This is a genomic window from Streptomyces sp. NPDC110618, assembly GCF_055657065.1.
The window spans coordinates 164256-188846 of the sequence record NZ_JBVKBN010000008.1 but is presented as its reverse complement, the minus strand read 5'-3'; the positions used below and the strand labels follow the sequence as shown (position 1 = coordinate 188846).

At 72.1% G+C, this 24591-nt stretch carries 16 protein-coding genes; 7 read left to right on the top strand and 9 right to left on the bottom strand.

From position 1 onward, the window contains the following. Nucleotides 1-6: 6 nt before the first annotated feature. The 3 genes from ACZ7L7_RS17330 to ACZ7L7_RS17320 all read right to left on the bottom strand — a co-directional run bounded on the left by ACZ7L7_RS17330 (nucleotide 7) and on the right by ACZ7L7_RS17320 (nucleotide 4884). Nucleotides 7-3900 carry a caspase, EACC1-associated type gene (locus tag ACZ7L7_RS17330; RefSeq protein ID WP_472076341.1) on the bottom strand — a complete coding sequence of 1298 codons (3894 nt, stop codon included), beginning with the start codon at nucleotides 3898-3900 and terminating at the stop codon, nucleotides 7-9. Between the two features lie 7 nt (nucleotides 3901-3907). Then, nucleotides 3908-4291 carry an effector-associated constant component EACC1 gene (locus tag ACZ7L7_RS17325; RefSeq protein ID WP_285513408.1) on the bottom strand — a complete coding sequence of 128 codons (384 nt, stop codon included), beginning with the start codon at nucleotides 4289-4291 and terminating at the stop codon, nucleotides 3908-3910. 122 nt (nucleotides 4292-4413) lie between these two features. Continuing rightward, complete coding sequence (locus tag ACZ7L7_RS17320; protein WP_453602484.1) at nucleotides 4414-4884, bottom strand: ATP-binding protein; 471 nt, start codon at nucleotides 4882-4884, stop codon at nucleotides 4414-4416. A 148-nt stretch (nucleotides 4885-5032) separates the two neighbouring features. Here ACZ7L7_RS17320 and ACZ7L7_RS17315 point away from each other — a divergent pair, with 148 nt between their 5' ends. Both ACZ7L7_RS17315 and ACZ7L7_RS17310 read left to right on the top strand, forming a co-directional pair. Then, a complete protein-coding gene (locus ACZ7L7_RS17315; protein WP_453602482.1) occupies nucleotides 5033-5911 on the top strand; it encodes a helix-turn-helix domain-containing protein in 879 nt (292 codons plus the stop codon). After that, on the top strand, nucleotides 5847-6110 hold the full coding sequence (locus ACZ7L7_RS17310) for a DUF397 domain-containing protein (RefSeq protein WP_453602480.1): 264 nt from the start codon (nucleotides 5847-5849) through the stop codon (nucleotides 6108-6110). Before ACZ7L7_RS17315 ends, ACZ7L7_RS17310 begins: the two co-directional genes overlap by 65 nt. 61 nt (nucleotides 6111-6171) lie before the next feature. Here the strand turns inward: ACZ7L7_RS17310 and ACZ7L7_RS17305 are convergent, their stop codons facing one another. The 5 genes from ACZ7L7_RS17305 to epsC form a co-directional block, all read right to left on the bottom strand. Beyond that, a complete protein-coding gene (locus ACZ7L7_RS17305; protein WP_472076338.1) occupies nucleotides 6172-11322 on the bottom strand; it encodes a DNA methyltransferase family protein in 5151 nt (1716 codons plus the stop codon). Between the two features lie 34 nt (nucleotides 11323-11356). Then, the gene (locus ACZ7L7_RS17300; protein WP_472076336.1) at nucleotides 11357-14461 is read right to left on the bottom strand and encodes an SNF2-related protein; all 3105 of its coding nucleotides are present in this window, start codon (nucleotides 14459-14461) and stop codon (nucleotides 11357-11359) included. A gap of 92 nt (nucleotides 14462-14553) precedes the next feature. Next, on the bottom strand, nucleotides 14554-15822 hold the full coding sequence (locus ACZ7L7_RS17295) for a serine/threonine-protein kinase (protein WP_472076334.1): 1269 nt from the start codon (nucleotides 15820-15822) through the stop codon (nucleotides 14554-14556). A gap of 130 nt (nucleotides 15823-15952) precedes the next feature. Then, the gene (cysK, locus tag ACZ7L7_RS17290) at nucleotides 15953-16873 is read right to left on the bottom strand and encodes a cysteine synthase A (RefSeq protein WP_472076332.1); all 921 of its coding nucleotides are present in this window, start codon (nucleotides 16871-16873) and stop codon (nucleotides 15953-15955) included. Then, a complete protein-coding gene (gene epsC / locus ACZ7L7_RS17285) occupies nucleotides 16870-17472 on the bottom strand; it encodes a serine O-acetyltransferase EpsC (RefSeq protein WP_285513414.1) in 603 nt (200 codons plus the stop codon). The genes cysK and epsC overlap by 4 nt, the downstream gene beginning before the upstream one ends. A gap of 688 nt (nucleotides 17473-18160) precedes the next feature. On the opposite strand from epsC, the gene ACZ7L7_RS17280 reads away from it, so the two are divergent. From ACZ7L7_RS17280 to ACZ7L7_RS17260, 5 genes are all read left to right on the top strand, one after another. Then, nucleotides 18161-18736 carry a hemerythrin domain-containing protein gene (locus ACZ7L7_RS17280; protein ID WP_472076330.1) on the top strand — a complete coding sequence of 192 codons (576 nt, stop codon included), beginning with the start codon at nucleotides 18161-18163 and terminating at the stop codon, nucleotides 18734-18736. A 56-nt stretch (nucleotides 18737-18792) separates the two neighbouring features. Next, a complete protein-coding gene (locus ACZ7L7_RS17275) occupies nucleotides 18793-19479 on the top strand; it encodes a helix-turn-helix transcriptional regulator (protein ID WP_472076328.1) in 687 nt (228 codons plus the stop codon). Then, complete coding sequence (locus ACZ7L7_RS17270; protein WP_472076326.1) at nucleotides 19476-20606, top strand: hypothetical protein; 1131 nt, start codon at nucleotides 19476-19478, stop codon at nucleotides 20604-20606. The genes ACZ7L7_RS17275 and ACZ7L7_RS17270 overlap by 4 nt, the downstream gene beginning before the upstream one ends. After that, nucleotides 20603-23341, top strand: a complete 2739-nt coding sequence (locus ACZ7L7_RS17265; RefSeq protein WP_472076324.1) for a multicopper oxidase domain-containing protein — start codon at nucleotides 20603-20605, stop codon at nucleotides 23339-23341. The genes ACZ7L7_RS17270 and ACZ7L7_RS17265 overlap by 4 nt, the downstream gene beginning before the upstream one ends. A gap of 98 nt (nucleotides 23342-23439) precedes the next feature. Continuing rightward, nucleotides 23440-23829 carry a putative zinc-binding protein gene (locus tag ACZ7L7_RS17260; protein WP_285513419.1) on the top strand — a complete coding sequence of 130 codons (390 nt, stop codon included), beginning with the start codon at nucleotides 23440-23442 and terminating at the stop codon, nucleotides 23827-23829. Nucleotides 23830-23831: 2 nt separating this feature from the next. Here ACZ7L7_RS17260 and ACZ7L7_RS17255 read toward each other — a convergent pair whose 3' ends face one another. After that, complete coding sequence (locus ACZ7L7_RS17255) at nucleotides 23832-24485, bottom strand: hypothetical protein (protein ID WP_285513420.1); 654 nt, start codon at nucleotides 24483-24485, stop codon at nucleotides 23832-23834. Nucleotides 24486-24591: the final 106 nt, after the last annotated feature.

Below are 24591 nucleotides of genomic sequence, written 5' to 3'. Positions count from 1 at the left end.
GGCGGTTCAGTCGAACAGCGGTGCCAGGGCGGGCTCGCTCGACAGGATGCGCCAGGCGGGAACGCGTACCGTCCGGCTCACCGGGCCGGGCTTGGCGCCGTGGCCGCCGGAGGGCAGGCCGGTGAGCAGGTCACCCCGGGCGTGGAGGAGACGGAGATGCCGCGCGGGGTCGGTGCCCGGCTCCGGTCCGGTGTCGACGAGCACCGCCGTGTTCTCCCCGCCGTCGGTGAACAGCAGGTCGACGGGGTGACCGCCCACCGGCACGGCCCGCTCCAGGTCGGTGATCCCGCGTCCGGCCAGGTACCGCTGCAACCGGTCGGTCAGCTCCTCGCGGGCTTCGGCCACCGGGCCGAACGCGCCCGCGTCGGCGGGCGTGCCGTCGCCGTCCGCTCCCAGGGGCGCCGAGCGTGCGGCGAGGAGGGCCGGGAGGCCGCTGTGCCGCTGCCAGAACGCGAGGTCGCCGACGGTGATCAGCTGCGACCTGGCGCGGGTGACCGCCACGTTCCACAGGTTGACCTGGCTCGCGACCCAATGAGCGGTGCGCGGCGGGGTGTTGGGCGCCGCCACCGGGCTGAGCACCATGACGTCGCGCTGGCCGCCCTGGAAGGCGTGGATGGTGCCGACCTGGACGCGTTCCTCGCCCGCCCACATCCGGGCCAGTACCTCCTTCTGCGCGCGGAACGGCGTGACCACGCCCACCGTGGCGTCCGGTCCGAGGCCCGTCAGCAGTCCGTCGACCACGCCCCGCACGGCTTCGGCCTCCCGCGTGTTGCGCCAGGACCCGCCGCTGGTGCGGGCCGAGATCCCGGAGGGCACGTCGACCCAGCCGAGCACCGGCGCCGGTTCGGCCGCGCCGACCGGGTCGTACGCCGGTACCTGGCGCCGCACGTCGGTGAGCACCCGCAGCCGTCCGCCGTAGCAGTGGCCGTTGACGACGTCCGCGATCCGGGGATGGCAGCGGTAGTGCTCGTCGAGCAGCAGGGTCCCCTCGCCGTGCTGTTCGGCCGCGTGGTACGAGGAGTGCACGTGGTAGGTGAGGCGGTGGTGCTCCAGTTGGGCCGCGCTCAGTCCGGCCCGGGTCCGGGCCTGCCGCTCCTGCTCGGGTGACACGCCCGGGATGTGCCCGAGCTGCATGGGGTCGCCGATGATCAGCGCGCGGCGGGCCCGGAAGAGCAGCGGCAGCACCGAGGGGATGGAGCACTGGCTCGCCTCGTCGATGATGACGAGGTCGAACAGCTTCGGGGTGAGTTCCAGCTTCCCCACCGAGTGGGTGCTGATCGCCCAGCCCTTGATGTGGGCCATCAGGTTCTTCTGGCCGCGCCGGTAGCCGGAGCGGCGGCGCAGCGCCTGGAGGCGCTGGCTCATCGGTCCGGCTGCCCGGCTCAGGGCCTCGGCGGACAGGGCGCGGGACAGTTCCGCCGACAGGCCGGTCAGCTCCTCGGCCGTGGACAGCCGGGACACCTTGAGCCCGTCCTCGTCCCATTCCGCGAGCGCGCGGGCGATGTCCCGCACCTCCCGTTCCACGGACACCGCCTCGGCCAGCGAGCCCAACAGCTCGGGCGGCACCGGCCGGGACGCGGCCCAGGCCGGCCACTCCGGTCGGGACCCGTCGGCCCGCCCGGTCTCCGCCGCCGCGACGAGCGCCGCGAGTGCCCGCCCGCGCCGCCACGCTCCGAGCTGCCACCAGCGGGCCGAGGCCGCCCCGCGCGCCCGGTCCACCCACCGGTCCAGCGGTACGAGGCCGTCCGTGTCCTGAGCCCAGGCCCCTCGAAGGAGGGGCAGGGGAAGCTCCAGGGCGGCGGCGCGCTCCTCGCGGTCGCGGAGAAGATCCAGCAGCCGGGTCTCCTCGCCGACGCGCCGGGCGGCTTCCGCCCGCAGGTGGTCGGCGGTCCGCCGGGTGTTGCGCAACTCGCCGCGCACGGTGGCCGATCCGCGGCGCGGCGCCTCGGCAGGCACGGCGAGCAGCCGCTCCAGTTTCGCCGCCTCCCCCTCCAGCGCCTCGGCGTTGCCCGTGCGCATCAGCAGGCCGGGTGCGATGGCGTCGCAGCGCTCGGCGACGACGTTGACCGCCTTGTTGTTCGTGGAGGCGATCAGCACCGACTGTCCGGCGGCCACACAGGTGGCGGCGGTGGCCGTGACGACCTCGCTCTTGCCGGTGCCGGGCGGTCCGGTCGCCACCGTGAGCGGCTGGGTCATCGCCGAGGAGATCACCTGCTCCTGGCTCTCGTTGCACGGCCCCGGCACGACGGCCGTCACCGGCGCCGACGGGGCGCCGGACGCCTGCCGGGCCGCCCCGTCCAGCAGCGCGCCCAGGGCGGTGCCCGGGATCTGGGCGGTCCGGGTGGAGATCTGCAGCAGGTTGTCCACCAGCGCCTGGGTGGCCGTGGCCTGCGCACCTGACGGCACCAGCAGCACGGCCGCGTTGTGCGCGCCGGGCCGCAACGCCTGCATCACCGTACGGTCGCTGAGCGCGGACGGGTCCAGCGGTTCCAGTTCCGTCAGCCCAAGCCGTTCCAGCAACTCCCTTACGGCGCGCAGCATCTGGGCCGCGTTGCCCTCCTGCCAGGCGGGCTGCCAGTGCGCGACCAGGTCGGCGGCGTCGTCCGCGTCGAGGAACTCCGAGACGACTCCCGTGTGCAGGGACGGTACCCCGCAGGTCCGGAGCACGTCCCGGCCCTCCTCGTCCGGCACCAGCTCCATCTGCTGGATGAGCAGCGGCGCCAGCTCCACCGTCGCGCGCCGTCCCCGGCCGCCGTCCCGCGCGGGCAGCGTGACCGCCGGATAGCCGTACCAGTACTCCTGCCGCGTCCCCGGCTCGCCGCCCGGCCCGGTCCGCCGGTTCTGGGGCCGGGGCAGTGCGCCGGGCGCGACGATGTGCGGCCTGCGGCCCGACTGGACGGTTTCCTCGCCCTGGCCGAGCAGGAAGTACGACGTGTCCCGCCCGGCGTCCCGGTCGGGCCGCGTCCCGGCCGCCGCCTGGGCGTTGAGGCAGTCCGCGTAGTACCGCAGCAGCCGCTGCGCGTCGACGCCGTCCCGCTCGTCCGCCTCGGCCGCCCGGCGCGCCTTCAGCAGCGCGGGCGAGGGCCGTGCCGCCCCGGCGGAGTCCTGCGGTGGCGTGGGAAGCCGCACCGGCCGTGCCACCGACCGGGCGAAGGGCAGGGTCCGGGTGGCCCGGATGGTGGACTTGGTCGGCCGCTGCTCCTCCGGCACTCCTTCGCGGGCCATCTGCCTGGTCAGGTACTCGAAGAGGTCGTCCGGGGTGATCCAGCCGCCGTCCTTGATCGTCCCGTTGCGCAGGCCCTCCACGATCTCCCCGGTGAACCGGGAGGTGCCCAGGTCCGACCCCTGCGGCGCCATCGCGGAGGCCGCCTGCAGGGCGTCGGAGGCGGTGATGAAGTACACGCCGGTCGGCCGCAGCAGGGTGCTCGGCGCGGGCCGCTCCGGCTCTTCCGCAGGCCCCTTGGCGGTCCAGCCCTGGACGACGGAACCGCTCGAACAGCAGTCCAGAAGCACCAGTTTGGACGCGGCCCGGCAGGATTGCAGCATCCGTTCCAGGAACTCCGCCGGCACGGCCGTCCCCGGCAGGTCCGCCGGGTCGGTGTCCCGCGTCAGGAAGTACAACTGGCCGTCCTGCTCGCAGTACTCACCGTGCCCGCTGAAGTAGAGCAGGGCCGTCTCGCTGGCCTGCCGCTCCTCCAGGAACGACTCGACGGCGTGCAGCATCTCCGCGCGCGTCGGCTCCGCGGCCACCGCGCACTCGTTGTACATCCCGATCTCGGTGTTCTCCAGCACGGCCCGCATGTAGTGCAGGTCGGCCCGCACGGCCGGGAGGTCCCGGTACGCCTCGCTGTCGTACGTGGAGACGCCGACGAGTAACGCGTAGCGGTCGTTGTCGGTCACCGCCGCCTCACTCCGCCGCCGCGCCGTCGCCGCCGTCGTCCGCGAGGAACCGCTCGATCAGCGTGTCGTCCTCGCGGGCCTCCTTGCCGGTGAGGTGCAGCACCGCCCCGTCGGGCCGCTTCACCACGATCGTGCGCTGCGGAACCCGCGCCAGCCACACCTGCACCAGGGCGGCGACGAACGAACCGGCGCCCAGCACCAGTTCGACGGCCTCGACGGACGGGCCGCCCTTGGATAACCGCCCGACCGCGGCGCCGCTTTCGGCCGTATCCAGAGCGGCGGTCACCTCCGCCTCGGCCAGCGCGGCGAGCAGCTCACGGGCATCCTTGCGGGCGCGCAGCGGGTCCTCGTCGACCACGGTGATGCGGTACGCGGTGTCGTTCTCGGGCATGACGGTTCTCTGCTCCCTCGGGTTCACCGGCTGACTGCCGGGCGAACGACACTAGCGCCCGGCACTGACAGCGGCGGCCCGACGAGGCTGCCCCACAGGCCCGTTGACGCACCCCGCGCGTCTCATCCCAGGTCGAGTTCCGCCCAGACCGTCTTGCCCGGCGCGCCCGTACGCGGGGTCACCGCCCACCGCGTCGCCAGCCCGGCGACCAGCAGCAGCCCCCGGCCGGACTCCGTGTCGCCGGGCGGGTCCCCCTCGGGGAGGACGGGGACCCGCTCGGTCCGGGTGTCCGTCACCTCCACGCGCACGCTCGCCGTGCCGCGCGTGAGCCGCAGGTGGAAGTCCCGTCCGGCGACATGCCCGTGGCGTACGGCGTTGGCGGTCAGCTCGCCCGCGATCAGGGTCAGGGTGTCGTTGACCCGGCCCCCGTACGGATACCCCCACGCGTCCAGCCGGTGCGAGACCAGCCTGCGCGCCAGGCGTGCCCCGCGCGGGGAGGAGGTGAAGGCCATCGCGAACTCGTGGCGCGGGCGGGCGGTTTCGGCCGAAGTACCTGCGGTGTGCCCCGGTGGGGTGGCAATTGGGCTGTTCATGTGGCTCACGGTGCCGATGCGGTCCTAGCGTGAACAGATACGACGCGCATACGGAAGGTCGCTGTAAGTGTCCGGTGCGCGCCTGTCGGCGGGGCGGAGCGTGACAGCCGGCGCGGGGCCGCGTTGGCAGTGGGAGGTGGGTGCGGGGATGAGCGGACCGACGGGACTGGTGGACGAGGAGGCCGTTGGCGGCGACGGTGGCGGCGGCGAGCCGCAGCCCGAACCGGAGCCCGGCTCCGGCATCCTGCGCGTCTTCGGACGGCAACTGAAGCGGTTCCGGGTGCGGGCGGGTATGGAGCGGCCCGAGTTCGGCTCGCTGATGGGGTATTCGGCTTCCACCATCGCCGCGTACGAGCAGGGGCGCCGGGTGCCGCCTCCGAAGTTCATCGACCAGGCGGACAGGGCGCTGGACGCGGGCGGGGTCCTCCAGGAGATGAAGGAGGAGGTGGGGCGGGCGCAGTATCCGGCGTTCTTTCGGGATGCGGCGCGGTTGGAGGGGGAGGCGGTTGAGCTGTGGGTGTACGCGACCCAGGCGGTGCCTGGACTGCTACAGACCGAGGAGTACATGCGGGCGGTGTTCGGTATGTGGCGCCCGTTGCTGGACGAGGAGACCTTAGAACAGCGGGTTGCGGCCCGACTCGCGCGCCAGAGCGTCTTCGAGCGCAAACCAGCCCCTCTGGTGAGCTTCGTCATCGACGAGGCGGTTGTGCGTCGGCCCTTGGGCGGGTGGTCGGTCATGCGTGGTCAGTTGGAGCAGTTGCTGCTGGTCGGCGCGTACCGCAACGTCGAGATCCAGATCATGCCGCTCGACCGTGAGGACAACGCGGGTGTGGACGGGCCGTTCACCTTGTTGTGCCGCGCTGGTGGCGATCAAGTGGCTTACCTGGAAGCGCAAGGACGCAGCACAATGGTCAGCGACCGGCAGGAGGTCCAGGGAATCGCGTCGCGCTACGGCATCATCCGTGCGCAGGCTCTCACTCCGCGCGAGTCAATGGCCTTCATCGAGAAGCTGCTTGGAGAGGTGTGAAGTGGACGAGACCCTGAGCGCGGCAGGTGAACTGCGCTGGCGCAAGAGCAGCTACAGCGGTGGTGCTGGAGGAGAGTGCGTGGAGGTCGCCGACTGCGCTCACGTCGTGCGAGTCCGGGACTCCAAGGACACGAGTCGTCCCGCTCTCGCGGTAGCTGCATCCGCTTGGGCGGCGTTCGTTGACTTCGCTGCGCAGTAGGCGAAAGGTCTGCCCCCGGTAGAGCGCCGGGGGCAGACCTGTGTCCGGCCGCGTTGGCCGACTACGCGTTCGCTTGCTTGCGGGCCGGAGGAGCCCAGCGACCGGCGGCGATCTCGGCGTCCAACCGGGCCTGGAAGTGCGCGTGCGCTGCACGCATTTCGGCCTCGCGGTCGGCCTTGTAGAAGGGGGCTTGGTAGCCCTCGGGGGGTGACGTCGTGGTGGGGTTTGCCAGGTGTTCAAGGAGTAGCGGGTAGGTGTCCTTTGTTTGTCCATGCCCGAACACCCGGTAATTCCCGGCAATACGTCGGCCAGTGGCGTCGAAATACATCTGTGCCTCGTAATCCCCGAGGATTGGGTACCGGGACTTGAAGATCGCTACGAGTTGATCGGCGGTAATTCCTAGCCATACGGACACAAGGGCGTCCAATTCGACAAGGGCGGCTCGGCGTGCATGTTCCGTACGCAAAGGTGAGTTGTAATTCCAGGGTGAAGCGAATGGGGTGGCAAGGCGTGCCAAATTAGGCCATTGTGTCGCCCAGTTCTCATTTTTCCACACTGTGGAATGGAGTAGGTCATTCCAGAGTGGCGCGTACGCGCTGGTCAAGCAGTTCAGGCGCAGTGCCCGGATTAGAAGTGCGTTAGCAAGCGGGTGTTCAGGGTCAGGGGCTGGCATCTTACTCGCCTCGCCAATTCTCAGATCGGAGCGCCCGGTGATGCGGAGTAGATAGTCCAGTGGTAGAGATGCCCAGAACCCTGCGTTCATTACGGTGAGGCGGTGATCGGAGAAGGCGATTGACACCACGGCATCCACGTGTGACGGCCCGGGAGGGAGGATCGCAGCGAAGAGACTCCGTTCGGTATCGAATGGGATCATGCGCCGCCAAGCCAAGCGGAAATATTCCGTGCAAGGCCGGCCGTCCCAATCCTCTTGCTCTGAAATGAACGTCTCTTTGTCTGAGGCGCGAACATAATTAGTGCGAGGGATGGATTTGGCAGGGAGTTGGGTTAGATCCCATGTGGACCAATCCCGGTTGAGGCGGCATGGGATGTCGGGCTGCTTATTCCAGGGTGTGGCGACGCCGAAATGAGGACCCTGCAAGATGGCCTCAGACAGGCTCTCCGGGGTGTCGGTGAACCATCGGATGATCCCCCTTTGTTTGCTCGATTTTTCATGGTAGCCAGGGCTGTGATGTGGCGCGAAGTCGGAGAGTCTGGCCCGTGCATTCGAAAGGGCTCGAATGGCGCCTTCTTCGAATGAAGTAACCGGATAAAGGAGCGTGCTCTGGTCTGCGGTGACGTTCTCGTGGCCTGCGAGATCCCGCCACTCGGTGAGCAAGTCTTCGTTAACCGGGATTACTCGTGCTTGATGAGGGCGGACATCCCATGCTCCCTGGTTCTTGATTCCCGGAGGTTGTCCCTGCCCGTCATGGGTGAGTGAAGCGATGAGCGTATCCGGTAGAAAAATCCAGCTGGCGTTATTGAAGGAAATTCTTTGTGGTGGCCCGTAGATGTTGACGCTGAATTGTCGCGTCCACTCGATTTCCGTGAACAGTAGGAGGCGGTTCGAGAAGTGTGCGTGAAAGCGCAGGTGTCGATACGTGGCGGCTCTCAAATTTCCTTCGTGGGAACCGCTGAAGTGGGTGTCGGGGTGAATCATCCCCGCCGTCCCAGCGGGGTCCATGTTTGACCAAGCGCGACACATGAATGCGCGGTATAGGTCCGGCTGAGTGCGGACGAGCAGTGGGTACGTCGTCCCTGAGCCAATCGTTGTCGTCGAGCCTGTATTGGCGGCAAGCTCTTTGAGGTAGTAGTTACGGCCAGTCTCGTCCAGCGCTTCCTGCTTGCGTAGGCGCCACTCGGCGACCCCAGGCCTTTCTGTTAGCGTGAACCAGGGTTCAATTTCGCCAAGTACGAGATCTTCACGCCACCTAGGCCGAACCCAAGGCGGATTCCCCACCTGCAATTCAAACCCACCCCGCGCAAACACCTGCGCGAACTCCAACTCCCAATGGAAGAACCCCTGCGCCTTGGCCACATCCCGCGCGGCGCCCGCCCACAGGAACCGTTCCTCCAGGGCGTGGAAGCGGTCCATGCCCATCCACTCGGGGAGTTCGTCCTCGTACCGGGACAGGTCGTCGAGGTCGTCGAACGTGGACACCAGCGACTCCGCCGGAACGTCCTGCGTACCGAGCAGCGCCTCGGCGAACTCGATCCAGTCGTCTAGGTCGGTCAGCGCGACGACAGCGCGCCGGTCACCGATCTGCCCCTTCCGGCGACCGGCGCGCCGACGGGCCACGGAGTCACGCGTGAGTGTCATCTGCTGTGGCTCGGCGGAGAAGCCCGGCAGGGCCTCCGCCTCCCAGGCCAGCAGCACATCGTCCCCGGCGCTGTCGGCGTCAGCTCCGCCGCTCGCGGCCTCCAGCTCGGCCGCCCGTGCCGCCAACGCCTCGGCGCGCGCGTACCGTTCGTCCGTGCCGTCCAGCAGCGCGACGTTCTGGACGGGCCAGAACCACAGGGCGCACCAGGCGTCCATGAGGGTCTTGAGCCGCCAGTAGGGCGTGTCCTCCGCCTGGAGGTCGGCGAGGATCTCGTCGCGCTGCACGGCGGTCGGGGGCCGGCGGAGCCAGTCGTCCTCGGCGCCCCACACCTGGATGTCCCGGGAGATGTCCCGCTCGGACAGCTCCAGCCGCCGTACGACCAGTCCCCACAGGTACTCGGCGCGACGGGCGAGCCCCTGGAGCCGGGCCGTCTGCTTGGCTGTTGGGGACTTGGTGACCGCCTTCCGCCACGCGGCCAGCGCCTTGGTCTCCGCCGGGGCGAGGGCCTTGGCCTCCTTCTCGGCGGCGACCGCGCCCCACTCCTTCGCCGGAAGCAGGAAGTGGTGCACCGCGCCCTCCGGGAGGGGTGCACCGGCCAGCGCCTCCGTCAGCGGGAAGCGTTCCGGGGTGGTGCCCAGCCAGCCGCCCTTCTTCAGCCGCTCGGCCGCGTACACCTCGCGCCTGCCGCCGATGAGGGAGTTGCCGCGCCGCAGGTGCAGGCCGAACCAGGGGGCCTCCATGCCGGGGTGCATGGTGTTGAGCCAGAGAGAGACCTCCGCAAGCTCCACGGCCGTCTCGTTGAGGTCGACGCCGTAGGAGTTGTGGAGGGCGATGTACGCCTTCACCTTCTGCAGCTCGACGGCGTACTGGTCGGTGTCGATCGACTGCCCCAACTCCGCCTGCCTGCGCCGCAGATACTCCGCCGCGACCTGGTTGATGGCTTCATTGAGGAAGGCGCCGGAGCCGAGGGCGGGTTCGCAGATCCGCCAGTTCAGGAGATCCTTGGCGCGGGTGGTCTCGGTGAGGAGCTGCTGGAGCGCGAGCTGCACGGTGACGCGGGTCAGTGACTCGGGTGTGTAGTACGACGCGGAGGTCTGCCGGTCGCGGCCGGAGAGCCGGTACACGAAGGTGCCCGGCGCGTACCGTACGCGCAGTTCCTCGCCGGTGAGGCGGTCCCGGCGCCGGACGAACACGGAGTCGTCGTAGTCGGCGATCTTCGAGGCGGGGACGAGCCAGGAGCCGTCCTTCGGGTCGCCGCGCCGGGCGACCTCGTACAGCTCCTCGTCGGCGATGAAGCCGCTGTACGACATCAGGCCCTCGTAGACCGCGCCGAGCTGGTTGATGCCGAGCTGCGCGTACGAGATGAAGCCGCCGCGTTCGCCCCGCCTGCCCTGGGTGATCATCAGGCTGTGGAGCACCTGGTGGAGGGTGGCGTTGCGCAGGCGGGTGTCGAGGTAGCGGACCTCCTCGCCGCGCGCCAGGGCCTCGTCGGAGTCGTAGCGCGGGTCGGGGAGGCTGTCCGCGCCGATCAGTTGGATGGCGTCGCGCTCGAACAGCTTGCTGTGCAGCGGCTCGAAGCGCAGGCCGACGTCCTCGCTGGCCGGTGCGTCCGCCGCGTCGGCGTCGGCCGGGTCCACGCCGTGGGTGCGGCGGGGGCGGTAGCCGTCCTGCACCTTGCGGAACAGCAGGTCCAGGGACTCGTACAGGTAGAAGCCCTTGCGGGCGGTGTCGCCCACCGGCTCCCGCTCGGCGACGAGTTCGCCGAGCCGGCCGAGTCCGTACCCCTGCTGGTATTCGGGATAGTCGGCGGGCAGGATGCCCAGCTCGGGGCGGGCCTCGGCGTACAGCAGGAACAGGATCCGGTAGAGGTAGCGCAGCGACTCGCGGGTCAGTCTGCGGCCCAGGTCGGGGAGTTCGCCGATGTCCTCGGGGCGTACGCCCTGCTCGCGCAGGCGTGCCAGCACTTCGTTGGCGATCAGTTCGACGCTCTTGCGCAGGCCGTCGCGGAGTTCGCTGGAGACGCCGACGGCGTGCTTGGCGGACTTGCCGACCAGTTCGGCCAGCGGGTTCTCGCCGCCCTCCTCGGGCACGCGCAGCGAGTCCGCGCCGAACAGCGCGGCGACGGTGTCGAGTTCGCCGCCCGGCCGGGTGTCGTTGCGCTGGAGGGCGGTGTCCAGGGAGACGCCGAGGTAGCGGCCCTCGCCCCACACCGCGCGGTCGGCGAGGACGATGACACCGCCGCCGAGCAGCAGCACGTACCGGGGCGGCTCCTCGCAGGCGAACAGGAAGGAGGCGAGCTTGGCGCCCGTCTCCACCGGGTTCGGGCCGTCCAGCGGCACCGGTTCCAGCAGCCGGCCGCGGCCCTTCGGGTCGAGCGCGTCGTCGGGCTCGGCGGCCCAGCCGCAGTCGAGTGCGACCAGGCCCTTCTCGGCGTGCGCGACGGGCACCTCGTACGCCTGGCCCGCGCGCTCGACGGCGAGGACGCGCGGCTTGGCGTCGTAGCCGAGCGCGCGCAGCACCTCGGCGTTCAGGGCGCGCACCCGTTCCCGCCACTCGGGCTTGCCGTAGGTCAGGGTGTCGTCGTCGGTGTCGCGGACGGTGATGATGCCGTCCTCGTCCTCCGGGACGGCGAAGGACGACCGCGCGCGGAAGTAGCCCCGGCGCAGCTCGCGCAGTCCGGCGCGCGGGGTCACCGGGAGTTCGGTGCGGCCGGGCGTGGGCGCGGCGGCCACGTCCGCCTCGGTGGCGGCGGCGTGCCCGGCGGGCGGCTTCGCCGCGTCCTCGCGCTCCTTCCACCGTTGCAGCAGGCCCGACTTGAGGTCCTTCGGCAGCACCTCGGCCAGGTAGTGAGCCGAGAAGTAGTCGCCACGGTTGACCAGGGAGTCGTACGTCATGACAGGGCTTCTCTCAAGGGATCACAGACCGGGGTCACAGGGCGGCGGACGAGGGCGAATGACGGAAGGCGGCCCACGAGTCGGCGGCGAGGGAGACCGGGGGACCGCCGTCGTGGTCCCTGCCGCCCGGGTGCGCGTCGGTGTCCGGGATGAGCACCGCGAGGACCCGGAGCAGGGGCCTGCCCGTCGTCAGCAGCGAGTCGGCGAGATCCACGAGGCGTTCACGGGTGCGCTGCCCGTCCAGCGTGGGTTGCTCCCAGGCGCCCAGCCGCTGCTTGTACTCCTCGACGGGGCGGCGCAGCGGCTCGTCCCACGCGTCGCGGTGGGTGTCGAGGAACGCCTCGGCCGTCTGAAGGACCCGGGGCAGGGCCGCGCGCAGGGGTTCGGGATCGCGGTAACCCCGTTTGTTGGGCATGTCGGGGGTGACACCGGCGTGCCGCAGCAGGGTCACCATGTCGTCGACGGCCAGGCCCTCGTGGGCGGCCTCACGCCAGCTCACACCCATCCACTTCACGACGGTGGGCCTGCCCAGCCCGTTGGAGTACACACCCTGGACCAGGTACACCGGCTCCGCCACGTTCGCCGTGATCATGGGCGCCTCCTGGCGGCCCAGACCGACCAGAACCTTGTCGGTCAGCCACTCCACGACCGGGTGCAGGTCGGTGAGCAGGGAGATCTCGGGCCAGCTCGACGTGGAGGACTGCCGGGCCCGCTGCAGCGAGTGCTCGGCGAGACGGCGGTTGAAGGTCACCAGCAGCCGCTCCCGCAGCCGCTGCTCGCGCAGGTAGTCCGAGGGCAGCGCCTTGAGACGGTGGACCAGCTCCGCCGGGGGGCGGAAGGAGATCAGCCCGGACTGCGAGTCGCGGTCCAGCTCCAGCCGGTCGCGGGCGTCCGGGTACACCTCGCGCAGCGCCTCGTCCACGAAGTGGGCGGTGGACTCGAAGAGGCGGGGCAGCACCGGGTTCGGGTCGGCGTGCTCGTCCGGTGACGGGCGACGGGCCGCGGCCGGGGCGCCGTCCGGGTACGTACCCGGATTCCCGTCCGTCCCCGGCTCTCCGTCCGTTCCCGGCTCTGCGTCCGTTCCCGGCTCTCCGTCCGCCCCCGGCTCTGCGTCCGCGCCCGCCGTCGCGTCCACCGAGCCGAAGAAGTCCGCGAGGAAGTCCTCCAGACCGGTGTCCTGGCCGTCGCCCCCGGAGCGGGGCGTGTCCAGGGACTCGTCGACGGTCCGGCCGCGCAGCAGATCCTGGATGAGGGATCGCTCCTCCGCCTCCGCCCGGTACAGGCCGGTCACCGCCTCCGCCGTGCCCAGCGCGCGGTGCGCCTCGTCCTCGCGCTCCAGCAGCCGCTCGGCGACCACCGTGTCGTCCTTCGCGCCCGGCACCTCACTGGTGAGGATCAGCGCCCGGAACTCCGGCGGGCGGGCCTGCCCGTAGCGGTCGATACGGCCGTTGCGCTGCTCGATGCGGATCAGCGACCAGGGCACGTCGTAGTGCACGAGCTGGTGGCACTGGCGGTGCAGGTTGACGCCCTCGGAGGCCACGTCGCCGGTGAGCAGGACCCGGACGGGGGTGTCGGCCAGGCCGAACTCCTCGACGCGGTCCATCTGCTGCTCGTCCGAGAGGCCGCCGTGCATGACACGGACGCAGTCGCGGGCCGCGCGACCGCGGAAGCCGAGCGCGGCCGGCAGCACCCCGGCCAGCCACTCCAGGGTCTGCACCCGCTCGGAGAACACCACGACCCGCGCCTCGGAGCCGGGGCCCACCCCGATCTCGTCGCGCAACTGCCGCACCAGGGCGGCGAACTTCGCGGAATTCTTCTCGTCGAGCCCGGCGGCCAGCTCCGACAGCCGCCGCAGCGCGGCCAGTTCGGCCTCCGTGCCCCGCCGGTCCTCCTTCTTCTCCAGCGTCCTGATCCGCGCGGCGACCGTGGCGCGCAGCGCCGCCGGGGAGGAGAGGAACGACTTCAGCAGCGTGTACGGGAAGAGGGGGACCGAACTGACCGAGGCGGCGCCGTCCGCGGGCAGCCAGACGGCGGCCAGCTCCTCGAAGATCCGCTCCTCGGCCTCGGTGGCCGGGCAGTGCACCGAACGGGAAGGACCCCGGTCGGCCCACTGGCCCTTCATCTGCTCGCGGACCTCCGGGCTGATCTTCGTCCGCCGGATGAACAGGTGCTCGATGTCGGAGGCGCGGTAGTTCTCCGGGTCGCGGATCGCGACCGGGTCCAGCAGCCGGATCAGCTCGGCGAAGGACTTCGCGTCGCCGTTGTGCGGGGTCGCGGAGGCCAGGATGAGGGCGTCCGTACGGGGAGCGAGCGTGCGCGCGAGCTGATTGCGCAGCGAACCGCGGTTGATCAAGTTGTGCGACTCGTCGATGACCACCGCGTCCCAGCGGATCTGCTCCAGGTGGTGCCGGTACTGGTCGGTGTTCTTGAGGGTGTCGATGGAGACGATGACCCGCTTGAACGACGTGAACGGATTGCGGCCCGCCGGGATCTCCCGCTGGATCCGCTCGATGCCCACCGAGTCCAGACGCACCAGCGGGATCGCGAACCGCGTCCACAGCTCGTGCTGGAACTGCTCCAGCACATGCTGCGGGGTGACCACCAGGATGCGCTCGCCCCGCCCGCGCCGGATCAGCTCGGCCAGGGTCAGCCCGATCTCCAGCGTCTTGCCGAGCCCCACCACGTCCGCGATCAGCAGACGCGGGCGCAGATTGGCGCCGGACAGCGCCAGCTGGGCGGGGCGGCGCTGGTAGGGCAGCGGGTCCATCAGGAACGAGTCGGCGAGCGCCAGGCGGTGCTCGGACTGGGGCAGGGCGGTGCGGCGCAGCACCGCCTCCAGGAACAGCCGGGAACGGCGGTAGTTCGGGGAGTCGTCCATGACGAGCCTGGTCGCCCTCGGGTCGAGCAGCTCGATCCGGTCCAGGCGGGAGAAGAACACGGCCTCCTGGTCGCGGACGAACTCCGACACTCCGGTGACCTCGATGCGCGTGCCGTCGTCGGACGTCGGCATCGAGCTTCTGACCAGCCACTCCTCGTCCCGCACCACCACCAGGGCGCCGGCCGGGTACTGGTCCTGGCCGGTCGTGGCACCGGCCTGCTCCGCGCCGGTCTGCTCCACGCTGGTCTGGACGGCGGTCACCGGTGGCCTCCTGAAGCGGGTCGTGCGTGCGGGTACGGGCGGCCCCTCCTCCAGGGCCCGCCCATTATCGCCGGTCGCGAGGGGCGTACGGGTCAGAAGGGCGCACTGGCCGCATACGCCTCACGCAGCCGCCGCGCGGTGATCCGGGCCTGCGCCGAACTCCGCAGGGAGGGGCGGTCGGGCTTGCGGTGGGGGGAGAGGGGGGAGAGGGGGGTGGCGGCCGGGGCGCCGGCCGTGTCCTCGGCCCCTACCGCGCGGGCGGGCGGCTGTGGTGCGGGGGTGTCGGCGGACGGCTCCGGGGAGGTGTGGTCACGGCGGAGCAGGAGGCGGGGGTCGGCGGACGGTTGTGCCGGGGCGGGGGTCGGTGGGACCACGGGGGCGCTGTCCTGCTGTGCACGGGTGGGCCGGGCCTCGGGGGCGGACACGCGGCCGAGGGCGAGGAGGTCGTCCAGGACATGCGTCGGAGCGGCCGAGTACGTGGTGAGCTTGCGGCGCGCCTGGGCCACCTTCAGCCCCTGGGCTTCGATCAGCGTGCGGCACCCGCGGACGACGGCGGGGAGACCCGGGCGGTCCTGCGGGCGGTGGGCCAGCATGGCGCCGAGCAGCGGCGCCAGCTCGTCCGGGACCCCGGACAGGTCCGGGGCGACCGTGGGGTCGACGACCTGGTGGAAGAGGAGATGGATGGTGTGGGCGCGGTAGGGCGGATGGCCCGAGGCTGCGAACAGCAGCACCGCGCCCAGGGCGTACACGTCGACCGCCGGGGTCAGCGGCTTCTCCCCGTTCGCCTGCTCGGGAGGCATGCAGGAGGGGGTGCCGACGACCGTGTGCGGCGCGGTCAGCGACACGTTCGACTCCGCGAACACCGCGAGCCCGAAGTCGATCACCTTCGGTCCGTTCGGACCGAGGAGCACATTGGCGGGCTTCAGATCGCGGTGGAGCAGACCCTGGCGGTGCACGCCGGCCAGGGCCTCGGCCAGCGTCGCGCCCAGAGCCGCCACCAGCAGCGGGGGCAGCGGACCGTGGGCGGCCACGTGACGGCTGAGGTCGAGGCCCTCGACGTACTCGGTCGCCAGCCACGGCCGCTCCGCGTCCGGGTCGGCGTCCAGGAGAGCGGCGATCCGGGCGCCCCCGATCGTCTTGAGGATCTCCACCTCCTGCGCGAACCTCATGCGCGTCTCGGAGTCCACCACGGACGGCTTGATCACCTTCACGGCGGCCGGTTCCCCGCCCGGCGACTCACCCAGGTACACCTGACCCATCCCGCCCTGACCGATCCGGCCGAGCAGTTCGTAGCCGCCCAGCTCGGTGGGATCGTCGGGACCGAGAGGGGCGATGTGCACCTGGGGCCTCACTTTCAGCACGGTCAGCACGGTCGGGCAGGGGCGGGCGGCCCCCTGCCAAGCTAGACCACGCCGGGAGGCAAAGGCATGCCACTTGGCTCGGGCGACCTGGGCGCCCGGCCCGGCTCGTGTCAGGTGTGGGGCGGTGCCGTCAGGCGAACAGGTCCGTGCTCAGGTACCGCTCGCCCGTGTCGGGCAGGACCACGACCACCAGGGCGCCGCGGTGCTCGGGGCGGCGGGCGACGGTGACGGCCGCGTGCAGGGCCGCGCCGCTGGAGATGCCCGCCAGGATGCCCTCGGTGCGGGCCAGGGCGCGGGCCGCTTCCTGGGCCTGGTCGACGGAGACGCGGCAGACGGTGTCGTAGACCCCGGTGTCGAGGACGTCGGGGACGAAGCCGGCGCCGAGGCCCTGGACGCGGTGCGGGCCGGGGGCGCCGCCGGACAGGACCGGGGAGTCCGCCGGCTCGACGGCGACCACCGTGACCTCCGGGTTCTTCTCCTTCAGCACCTGTCCGACGCCGGTCACCGTGCCGCCGGTGCCGACACCGGCCACCAGTACGTCGACGCGGCCCTCGGTGTCCTGCCAGATCTCCTGGGCGGTGGTGCGCCGGTGGGCGTCGGGGTTGGCCGGGTTGGCGAACTGCTGCGGCATGAACCAGCCGTGCCGCTCGGCCAGTTCGGCGGCCCGGGCGACGGCGCCGCGCATGCCCCCGGCGGCCGGGGTCAGGACGAGTTCGGCGCCGTACGCGCGCAGCAGGGCACGCCGTTCCAGGCTCATGCTCTCCGGCATGGTGAAGGTGACGTCGTAGCCCTTGGCGGCGGCCACCATGGCGAGGCCGATGCCGGTGTTGCCGCTGGTCGGCTCCACGATCCGCTGGCCGGGCCGGAGTCTGCCGGTGGCCTCGGCGGCCTCGATCATCGCCAGCGCGATGCGGTCCTTGACGCTGCCGCCGGGATTGGCGGACTCCAGCTTGGCGACCAGGCGCACCGGGAGACCGGCGCCGTAGCGGCGCAGGTCGACCAGGGGTGTGCGGCCGATCAGCGCGGTGACGGAGGGATGGATGGCGGTCATGGGCGTCGTCCTCGGGCGGTGTCGGGGGTGCGCGGTGCGGGGGGTTCGCAGGCCCGGCCGGTGTCGGGCGGGTGGGCCCGCGTGCGGGCCGTGGTGTGCGGTTGGGCGGCGCGTACGCAGGAATGGGCGGGGACGTCGTGCAGTACCAGGGCGTGCGCGCCCACCGTCGTGTCGTGGCCGACGTGGACCGGGCCGAGCACGGTGGCGCCCACGCCGAGGACGACCCGGTCGCCGACGGTGGGGTGGCGTCGGGCGCCCTTCGCGTCGGTCCACCAGCCGGTGCCGCCCAGCGTCACCCGGTGATAGAGCATCACGTCGTCGCCCACGACGGCCGTCTCGCCGATGACCACCCCCATGCCGTGGTCGATGAAGCAGCGGCGCCCGATGACCGCGCCGGGGTGGATCTCGACGCCGGTCAGCGCGCGGCAGAGCTGGGAGAGCAGCCGGGGCAGGAACGGCAGGCCGAGGCGGTGCAGCCGGTGGGCGATCCGGTGGGTCCAGATCGCCCACAGCCCCGGGTAGAGCAGGACCTCGACGGTGTGCACGCCGTGCAGCGCCGGGTCCTTGCGGCAGGCCGTGCGGAGGTCTTCGAGGATCATGGCGCGTCTTTCGTGAGGCGTGGCCGGCGGGGCGGACCGGAGCGGGGAGGGGCGGCTGTGCGCGCGCCACGGTTCGCGCCCCGAGCGGGCGTTCGCCGTACCGGACGACGGGGGGAAGACGTGGCTCACGCCTCGTGGCCCGTCAGCACGCCTGACATCGACGCACCGGCCGTCCGGCGGGGGCCGGGCGGTTGTGCCGGGTGCGGAGGTGCGCGTGGTCCGAGTGCGGGCCGTTGTCCATGAGGCCGGACGGTAGACGGGTGAGGGCCTGCGCCGAGTGGGCCGGTCTTCCTCTTCCGGTACGGCCGTTCGGCCCTGTTCGGCGCGCGGAAGAGCACCAGGCGGGCCCGATCGGTGGACCGTCCGGCCCAGGTGCCGGAGGCAGCGGCGCGTGAATGCTGGACCGCGACCGGTCGGGAGCTCCACGGACCGTCGAAACCCACGGCAGTGTCACGGCCTCGTGTGATCCACCGGCGCTGTGGTGGGCGCGACGCGCTCCCGGTCCGGTCGCCATCCGGTCGTCCCATGTCTTCCCGCCGGATGGTCGGCTGTCCGCCATGTCCCGGCGCCGGAGCCCCGCTTAAAAGCTGGCGGGCGGTGCGCCGACGCGTACGGGACGTGGCGGACGAGTCGGCTCCTGCCCGCTCCGGTCGGTCCGACCGGCCGTGAACCGCTGGAGGCACCCCGCATGAGCGCTGTCACTTCCGCGTCGGCCCCCGAGGACGCCGCCGCCCTCGAAGCCGCCGAGGCGCACCTGGTCCGGCTGGCCGGGGACATGGCCCGGCACGTGGCGGCGCTGCTCGACGCGGCGGAGCGGGACCCCGGGGCCGCGGAGGGGATCCGCGCCGGGCTCGTCGCCTTCTGCGAGCGCGAGATCCTGCCGTACGCGGCGGCCGAGGAGGCCGTGGTCTACCCGGCGGCGCGCCGGCTGCCCGACAGCCGTCTGCTGATCGAGAGCCTGGTCGCCGAGCACAGCAGTCTGACGGCGCTCGTCGACGCCCTGGCCGCCGCTCCCACACTGCTCGGCGCGGTGGCCGAGGCGCGGGCGCTGCAGGTGCTGTTCGAGGAGCACGTGGCCAAGGAGAACGGGCTGGTACTGCCGCTGCTCGCGCTGGCGCCGGGGATCCGGCCGGCGGAGCTGTTCGCCCAGGTCCGCGAGCGGGCCGGGCACCAGGCGTCCTGCGTGTCCGAGCGGGCCGGACATCAGGCGTCCTGCGTGGGCGAGGGTGCCGGGCACCAGGCGTCCTACGTCTGCGAGTGGTGACCGCCGTGAGACGGGCGAGGCCGGGAGCGCTGCGGTGTCGGCGATATAGTACGGGCATGTCCGTGGAAATTAACGGCCCGCTTCCCGGCACCGGCTCGAACCGGCTGCCCCTGTCCCGGCAGCGGCGCGGCGTGCTCCAGCACCTGCGCGGCCAGGCCGCCCCGGTGAGCGCCTCGGTGCTCGCCCAGGTGTGCGCCCTGCACGTCAACACCGTCCGCGAGCACCTGGACGCCCTGGTGGTCGACGGGCTCGCCGCGCGGGAGCGGTCCGCTCCGTCGGGACGCGGCCGTCCCGCCTGGCGCTACCGGGCGCGTGCGCCGCAGGAGTCCCCGGCACGGGAGTACGCGGGCCTCGCCGCCGTACTCGCCGCCCAGATCGCCCGCTCCAGCGGCGACCCGCGCGCGGACGCGCTGGCCGCGGGCGAGAGTTGGGGACGCGTGCTGACCGCCGGACAGGAGCGGGCGGCGGACCCGAGGGCGGCGCGGACCCGGCTGCTGGACCTGCTCGCCGAGATCGGCTTCGCGCCCGAGGCGGAGGACGACCGGGCGCTGCGGGTACGGCTGCGGCGGTGCCCCTTCGTGGAGACGGCCCGTGAGTACCCCGGTGTCGTCTGCGGTGTGCACGAAGGGCTCGCCCGAGCCGCGCTCGGCGCCCTCAGCGAGGCGGAACAGGACGTGGAGCTGCTGCCGTTCGCGGAGCCCGACGCCTGCCGGCTCCACCTGTCCACGGCGGCCGAACCGTGACCGCCGCCGCCCGCCGGGCCGGTGCCCGAAGAGCACCCCTGATGCTGGCCGCGGGCCTCTGTCTGCTCGCCGGCCTCGATGCCGCGCTCGTCCTCCTCGAACTCCCCGCCCCCGTCACCGCCGACCGGCTGCCCAAGGTCCACGGCATCCTGCTGGTCCTCGGCTTCGCGGGCACACTGGTCGCCCTGGAACGGGCCGTGGCCCTGGGCGGCCGCCTGCCGTACGCCGCCCCCGCCTGCCTGGGCGCCGGGGGCCTGCTCCTGCTCGCACCGGTCGACCCGGTCGTGCCCCGCCTGCTGCTCGTCGCCGGGTGCACCGCCCTCTGCCTCCTGTACGTCCGCTTCTGGCGGCGGCAGCCGGGCGCGGCGCTGCTCGCCCAGGGCGCCGGTGCGGTGTGTGCCGTGGGCGCGGCACTGCTGTGGCTCGGCGGTCTGGACGTGCCGCGCCTGCTGCCGTGGCTGGCGGCGTTCCTCGTGCTGACGATCGCGGGGGAGCGGCTGGAGCTGGCGCGGGTGGGGGCGTTGGCGCCGTCGGCGGAGCCGAGTTTCCTGGCGTGCGTCGGCGCGGTCGTCACGGGTGTCGTCGGCACCCTGATGTGGCCGACGGCGGGCACGCTGATCCTGGGCCTCGCCCTGCTCGCCCTGGTGGGCTGGCTCGTCGCCCACGACGTCGCCCGCCGCCTGCTGCGCTCCACGGGCCTGCCCCGCTTCACCGCGGCCTGCCTGCTCGCCGGGTACGCGTGGCTGGGGCTGGCCGGTGCGCTGTGGCTGCTGGGCGGTCCGGTCACCGACGGCACCCGCTACGACGCGGTGGTCCACGCCGTCTTCCTCGGCTTCGTGATGCCGATGATCATGGCCCACGCGCCGGTGATCCTGCCCGCGGTCCTGCGCCGCCCGCTGCCGTACCACCCGTCCTTCGCGGTGGCGGCGTGGCTGCTGCACCTGTCCCTGGCCCTGCGGGTGCTGGTCGGCGACCTGAGGGAGGTCAGGGGGGCCTGGCAGACGGGCGGGGTGCTCAACATCGCCGCCGTGCTGGTGTTCCTGCTGACGGCGGTGACCGTGTCGGCGCGGGCGACGCACCGAGCCTCCACCCCCGCCGAGCCCGACCGTTCGAGGACCCCCCGGTGACCACGGATCTGTCCCCCGCCACCACCAGTGGCCCCGCGCCGAAGCCCCCGGGCCGCTCCCCCCGCGCCCTGTGGCACCTCGGCGTGAACGCGATCGTGTTCGCCTGGCTCGGCCTGTTCGCCGCGGTCGCGACCGCCCATCACTTCCTGCCGCACGCCTCCTGGTTGCTCGTCCACGCCCTGCTGCTCGGCGCGGTCACCAACGCCGTCGTCATCTGGTCGGGCCACTTCGCCGCCTCCGTGCTCCGCCTGCCGGAGGCCAACCGGGGCACCCCGGCGGCGCTGCGGCTGGTGTGCCTGAACCTCGGCGCCGTCGGCGTGATCGGCGGCATGTTCTTCGAGCGCTGGTACGCCGTACTCGCCGGCGGATGCCTGGTCGCCGCCGCCGTCACCGCCCACGCCGTATGGCTGGTACGGCTGTTGCGGCGGGCCCTGCCCGGCCGGTTCTCCATGACCGTGCGCTACTACGTCGCCGCCTCCGCCCTGCTCCCTGTGGGCGCGGCGCTCGGTGTGCTCATGGCCCGCGGCGCTCTCCCCGGCGACCTGTCCGACCGGCTGCTGATCGCGCACGAGATGATCAACCTGCTGGGCTGGGTCGGCCTCACCGTGGCGGGCACCCTCATCACCCTGTGGCCGACGATGCTGCGCACCCGGGTCGCGGACGGCGCCGAACGGGCGGGACGCGCGGCCCTGCCCGTCCTGCTGGCCGGGCTCGCCGCCGCCGTGGCCGCCGCGCTGCTCGCCCCGCCGCCCTTCGCCGCCGCCGGTGTTGTCGCGTACGCGGCCGGGCTGGTCGTCGCCGGGCGGCCCTGGCTGCGCGAGGCCCGCGCGAAGGCGCCCCGCTCCTTCGCCGCCTGGTCGGTGGCGGCGGGCTGCGGCTGGCTCGCCGGTTCCCTCACCGCCCTGGCCGGCATCCTCCTCACCACCACGTCCTGGCCGACGGTCTCGGAACGCGTCTCCCTGCTGACCGCGCCGCTCGCGGCCGGATGGATCGCCCAAGTGCTGCTCGGCGCCCTCAGCTTCCTCGTCCCCGTGGTCCTGGGCGGCGGCCCCGCCGCCGTACGCGCCGCCACCGCCGGACTCGAACGGGCCTGGCCCGCCCGCCTCGCCGTCACCAACGCCGCGCTGCTGCTGTGCGTGCTCCCGGTGCCGTCCCTGGTGCGGGTGGTGTGCTCGGTGCTGCTGCTGGCGATGCTGCTCTGCTTCCTCGTCCTGCTCATACTCACCGTCGTACGCGGCATCCGGCGCCGCCGCGGCACGGGACCGGCGCCCGCCGAGGTCCCGGCCGCGCCCCGGCACCGGATGCTCGGCGGCGTCGCCCTCGGGCTCGCGGTCGTGGTGCTGGCCGTCGCGGGCGGCGGCGCGGCGGACGTACGGTCGCTGCCCGTCGTGGGCGGGTCCGCCGCCACGAGCGCGGACGGCGGGCGCGAGGTGACACCGACAGGCCGTACCACCAAGGTCGATGTGACGATCCGCGGCATGCGGTTCTCGCCCGCCTCGGTCGACGTACCCGCCGGGGACCGGCTGGTGATCCGGCTGCACAACACCGGCACCGACACCCACGACCTGGTCCTGGAGACCGGCGCCCGCACCGACCGGATCGGCCCCGGGAAGCGGGACACACTGGACGTGGGAGTCGTCGGCCGGGACCTGTCGGGCTGGTGCTCGGTGGTCGGCCACCGGCAGATGGGCATGGTGTTCGCGGTACGCGTCACCGGCGCCGAGAAGCCGTCGGGTACCGCCGCCGACCACGGCGGAGCCGCGCACGACCCCACCACGGGCACCGGGAAGCCATCGAGCCCGGCCGCCGACCCTGACGGAACGGCCCACGACCACACCACCGGCACCGGCGAATCCGCCGCGAAGGCCTTCGACCCGATGGCCGAACCGCCCGAGGGCTTCACCGCCCGCGACGCCCAACTCCCGCCCGCCACCGGCACCCTGCACAAGCGCACCCTCACCGTGAAGGAGACGAAGGCGGAAGTCGCCCCCGGCGTACGCCAGACCCTGTGGACCTTCGACGGCACCGCCCCCGGCCCCGTCCTGCGCGGCAAGGTCGGCGATACCTTCGAGATCACCCTCGTCAACGACGGAAGCATCGGCCACTCCGTCGACTTCCACGCCGGAGCCCTCGCCCCGGACCGCCCGATGCGCACCATCCAGCCGGGCGAGTCCCTGACGTACCGATTCACGGCCACCCGCAGCGGCGTGTGGATGTACCACTGCTCGACCATGCCGATGTCCCTGCACATCGCCAACGGCATGTTCGGCGCCGTCGTCATCGACCCGCCGAACCTGCCGGCGGTGGACCGCGAATACCTGCTGGTCCAGTCGGAGTTCTACCTGGGCCCGCAGAACGGCACGGCCGACGCCGACAAGGTGAATGCCAAGCGGCACGACATGGTCGCCTTCAACGGCTACGCCAACCAGTACGACCACGACCCGCTGACCGCGAAAACCGGTGAACGCGTCCGGATCTGGGTGCTGGCGGCCGGGCCGAACGTCTCCAGCGCCTTCCACGTCGTGGGCGGCCAGTTCGACACCGTCTTCCGCGAGGGCGCCTACGACCTGCGCCCGCAAGGCGCCGAACACGGAGGCGCACAGGTCCTCGATCTCGCCCCCGCGTCGGGCGGTTTCGTCGAGCTGACCTTCCCCGAGGCGGGCACCTACCCCTTCGTCACCCACGCCATGACGGACGCCGAACGGGGCGCGCACGGAGTGATCCAGGTGCGCTGAACGCCACACCGGCCCACCCACCGCTGGGGCCGAACGGCCCTGGTCACAGCCCCGAAGGCCCCATGCTCCGGGCCGCCCGCCCTGCCTAGCATCACCGTGTGAAACGTCGCAGCGACCTGCCCCTCGTCTACTCCTGCTCCGGTTGTTCGAGCGCGGCCCAGATGACCAACTGGATCGCCGTCCAGCTCGACCGGCGCGGCATCGCCGAGATGTCGTGCATCGCCGGTGTCGGAGGTGACGTACCGAGCCTCGTCCGCAAGGCCCGCAGCGACCGCCCGGTCATCGCCGTCGACGGCTGCGTCCTGCAGTGCGCCCGCAACTGCCTCGCCCGGCACGGCGTGACCCCCACCGTGCACCACCTCCTCAGCGACGACGGCGTGCGCAAGCGGCTGGGCGAGGACTTCGACCCGGAGCAGGCGGAGCAGGTCCTCGACGGGCTGATCGCCAGGATCGCCCTGGCCGTCGGGGAGACCGCCCCGCCCTCCTGAGATCAGTTGGCCAGCGCCATCCGCTCCACCCACGCGACCTTCACTGAGTCGATGTCGGACAGCTCGCGGCCCTCCTCCAGAGTCGTGTACTCGTCGAACTCGCTCTTCTCGGTCTCGGTCTTGCCGGCCGCCACATGGGAGGCGCCGATGTAGGTCTGGCCGACGTAGTCGCCGTCCTCGTCGAAGGCGTTGACGATCACCGAGTAATTGGCGGGTCCGTCTCCCTTGTTGGTGATCTTGTACTTGAACTCGTAGACGGCGTCCGCGGACTCCTCGCAGTCGTTGTAGGCGTACTCGTCGGTGTCGTCGCACTCCCCGCCGTAGGCGTCGGTGGTGTCCTTGACCAGCTTGCCGCCGGAGAGCTCGACGTGGTCGATCGCGTCGCCGTCGCGGGTCAGCGCCCACCAGGTGACACCGCCACCGGCGAGGAGTATGACCGCCGCGACGGCGCCGATCACCAGCCCGCGTCTGCGCCGGGGGGCCGGCGGGGCCCCGTACCAGCCGGCGGGTTGTGTGGGCGGGGCCGACGGGGCGCCGTACCAGCCCCCGGGCTGCGTGGGCGGGGCCGGGGGAAGCGGGGGCTGCGAGGAGCCCACGAGTTCCGGCTCGGAAATGGCGGACTGGGACTCCGGGTGCTGGGGTGCCTGGTCGTTCACTGGCTCTGCCTTCTCATGAGGGTCGGACGGGGTCGTCCACGAACATGCCCGCGGCGACCGGGGCGGGGAACACACCGGAAGTCTGCCAGCCGATTCCCGACGGCAG

What these genes read in the sequence shown, in the direction of transcription:
- ACZ7L7_RS17325 (WP_285513408.1), bottom strand. Translation starts at nt 4,291, where the DNA reads ATGCCCGAGAACGACACCGCGTACCGCATCACCGTGGTCGACGAGGAC.
- ACZ7L7_RS17320 (WP_453602484.1), bottom strand. Translation starts at nt 4,884, where the DNA reads ATGAACAGCCCAATTGCCACCCCACCGGGGCACACCGCAGGTACTTCG.
- ACZ7L7_RS17315 (WP_453602482.1), top strand. Translation starts at nt 5,033, where the DNA reads ATGAGCGGACCGACGGGACTGGTGGACGAGGAGGCCGTTGGCGGCGAC.
- ACZ7L7_RS17305 (WP_472076338.1), bottom strand. Translation starts at nt 11,322, where the DNA reads ATGACGTACGACTCCCTGGTCAACCGTGGCGACTACTTCTCGGCTCAC.
- cysK (WP_472076332.1), bottom strand. Translation starts at nt 16,873, where the DNA reads ATGACCGCCATCCATCCCTCCGTCACCGCGCTGATCGGCCGCACACCC.
- epsC (WP_285513414.1), bottom strand. Translation starts at nt 17,472, where the DNA reads ATGATCCTCGAAGACCTCCGCACGGCCTGCCGCAAGGACCCGGCGCTG.
- ACZ7L7_RS17280 (WP_472076330.1), top strand. Translation starts at nt 18,161, where the DNA reads ATGAGCGCTGTCACTTCCGCGTCGGCCCCCGAGGACGCCGCCGCCCTC.
- ACZ7L7_RS17275 (WP_472076328.1), top strand. Translation starts at nt 18,793, where the DNA reads ATGTCCGTGGAAATTAACGGCCCGCTTCCCGGCACCGGCTCGAACCGG.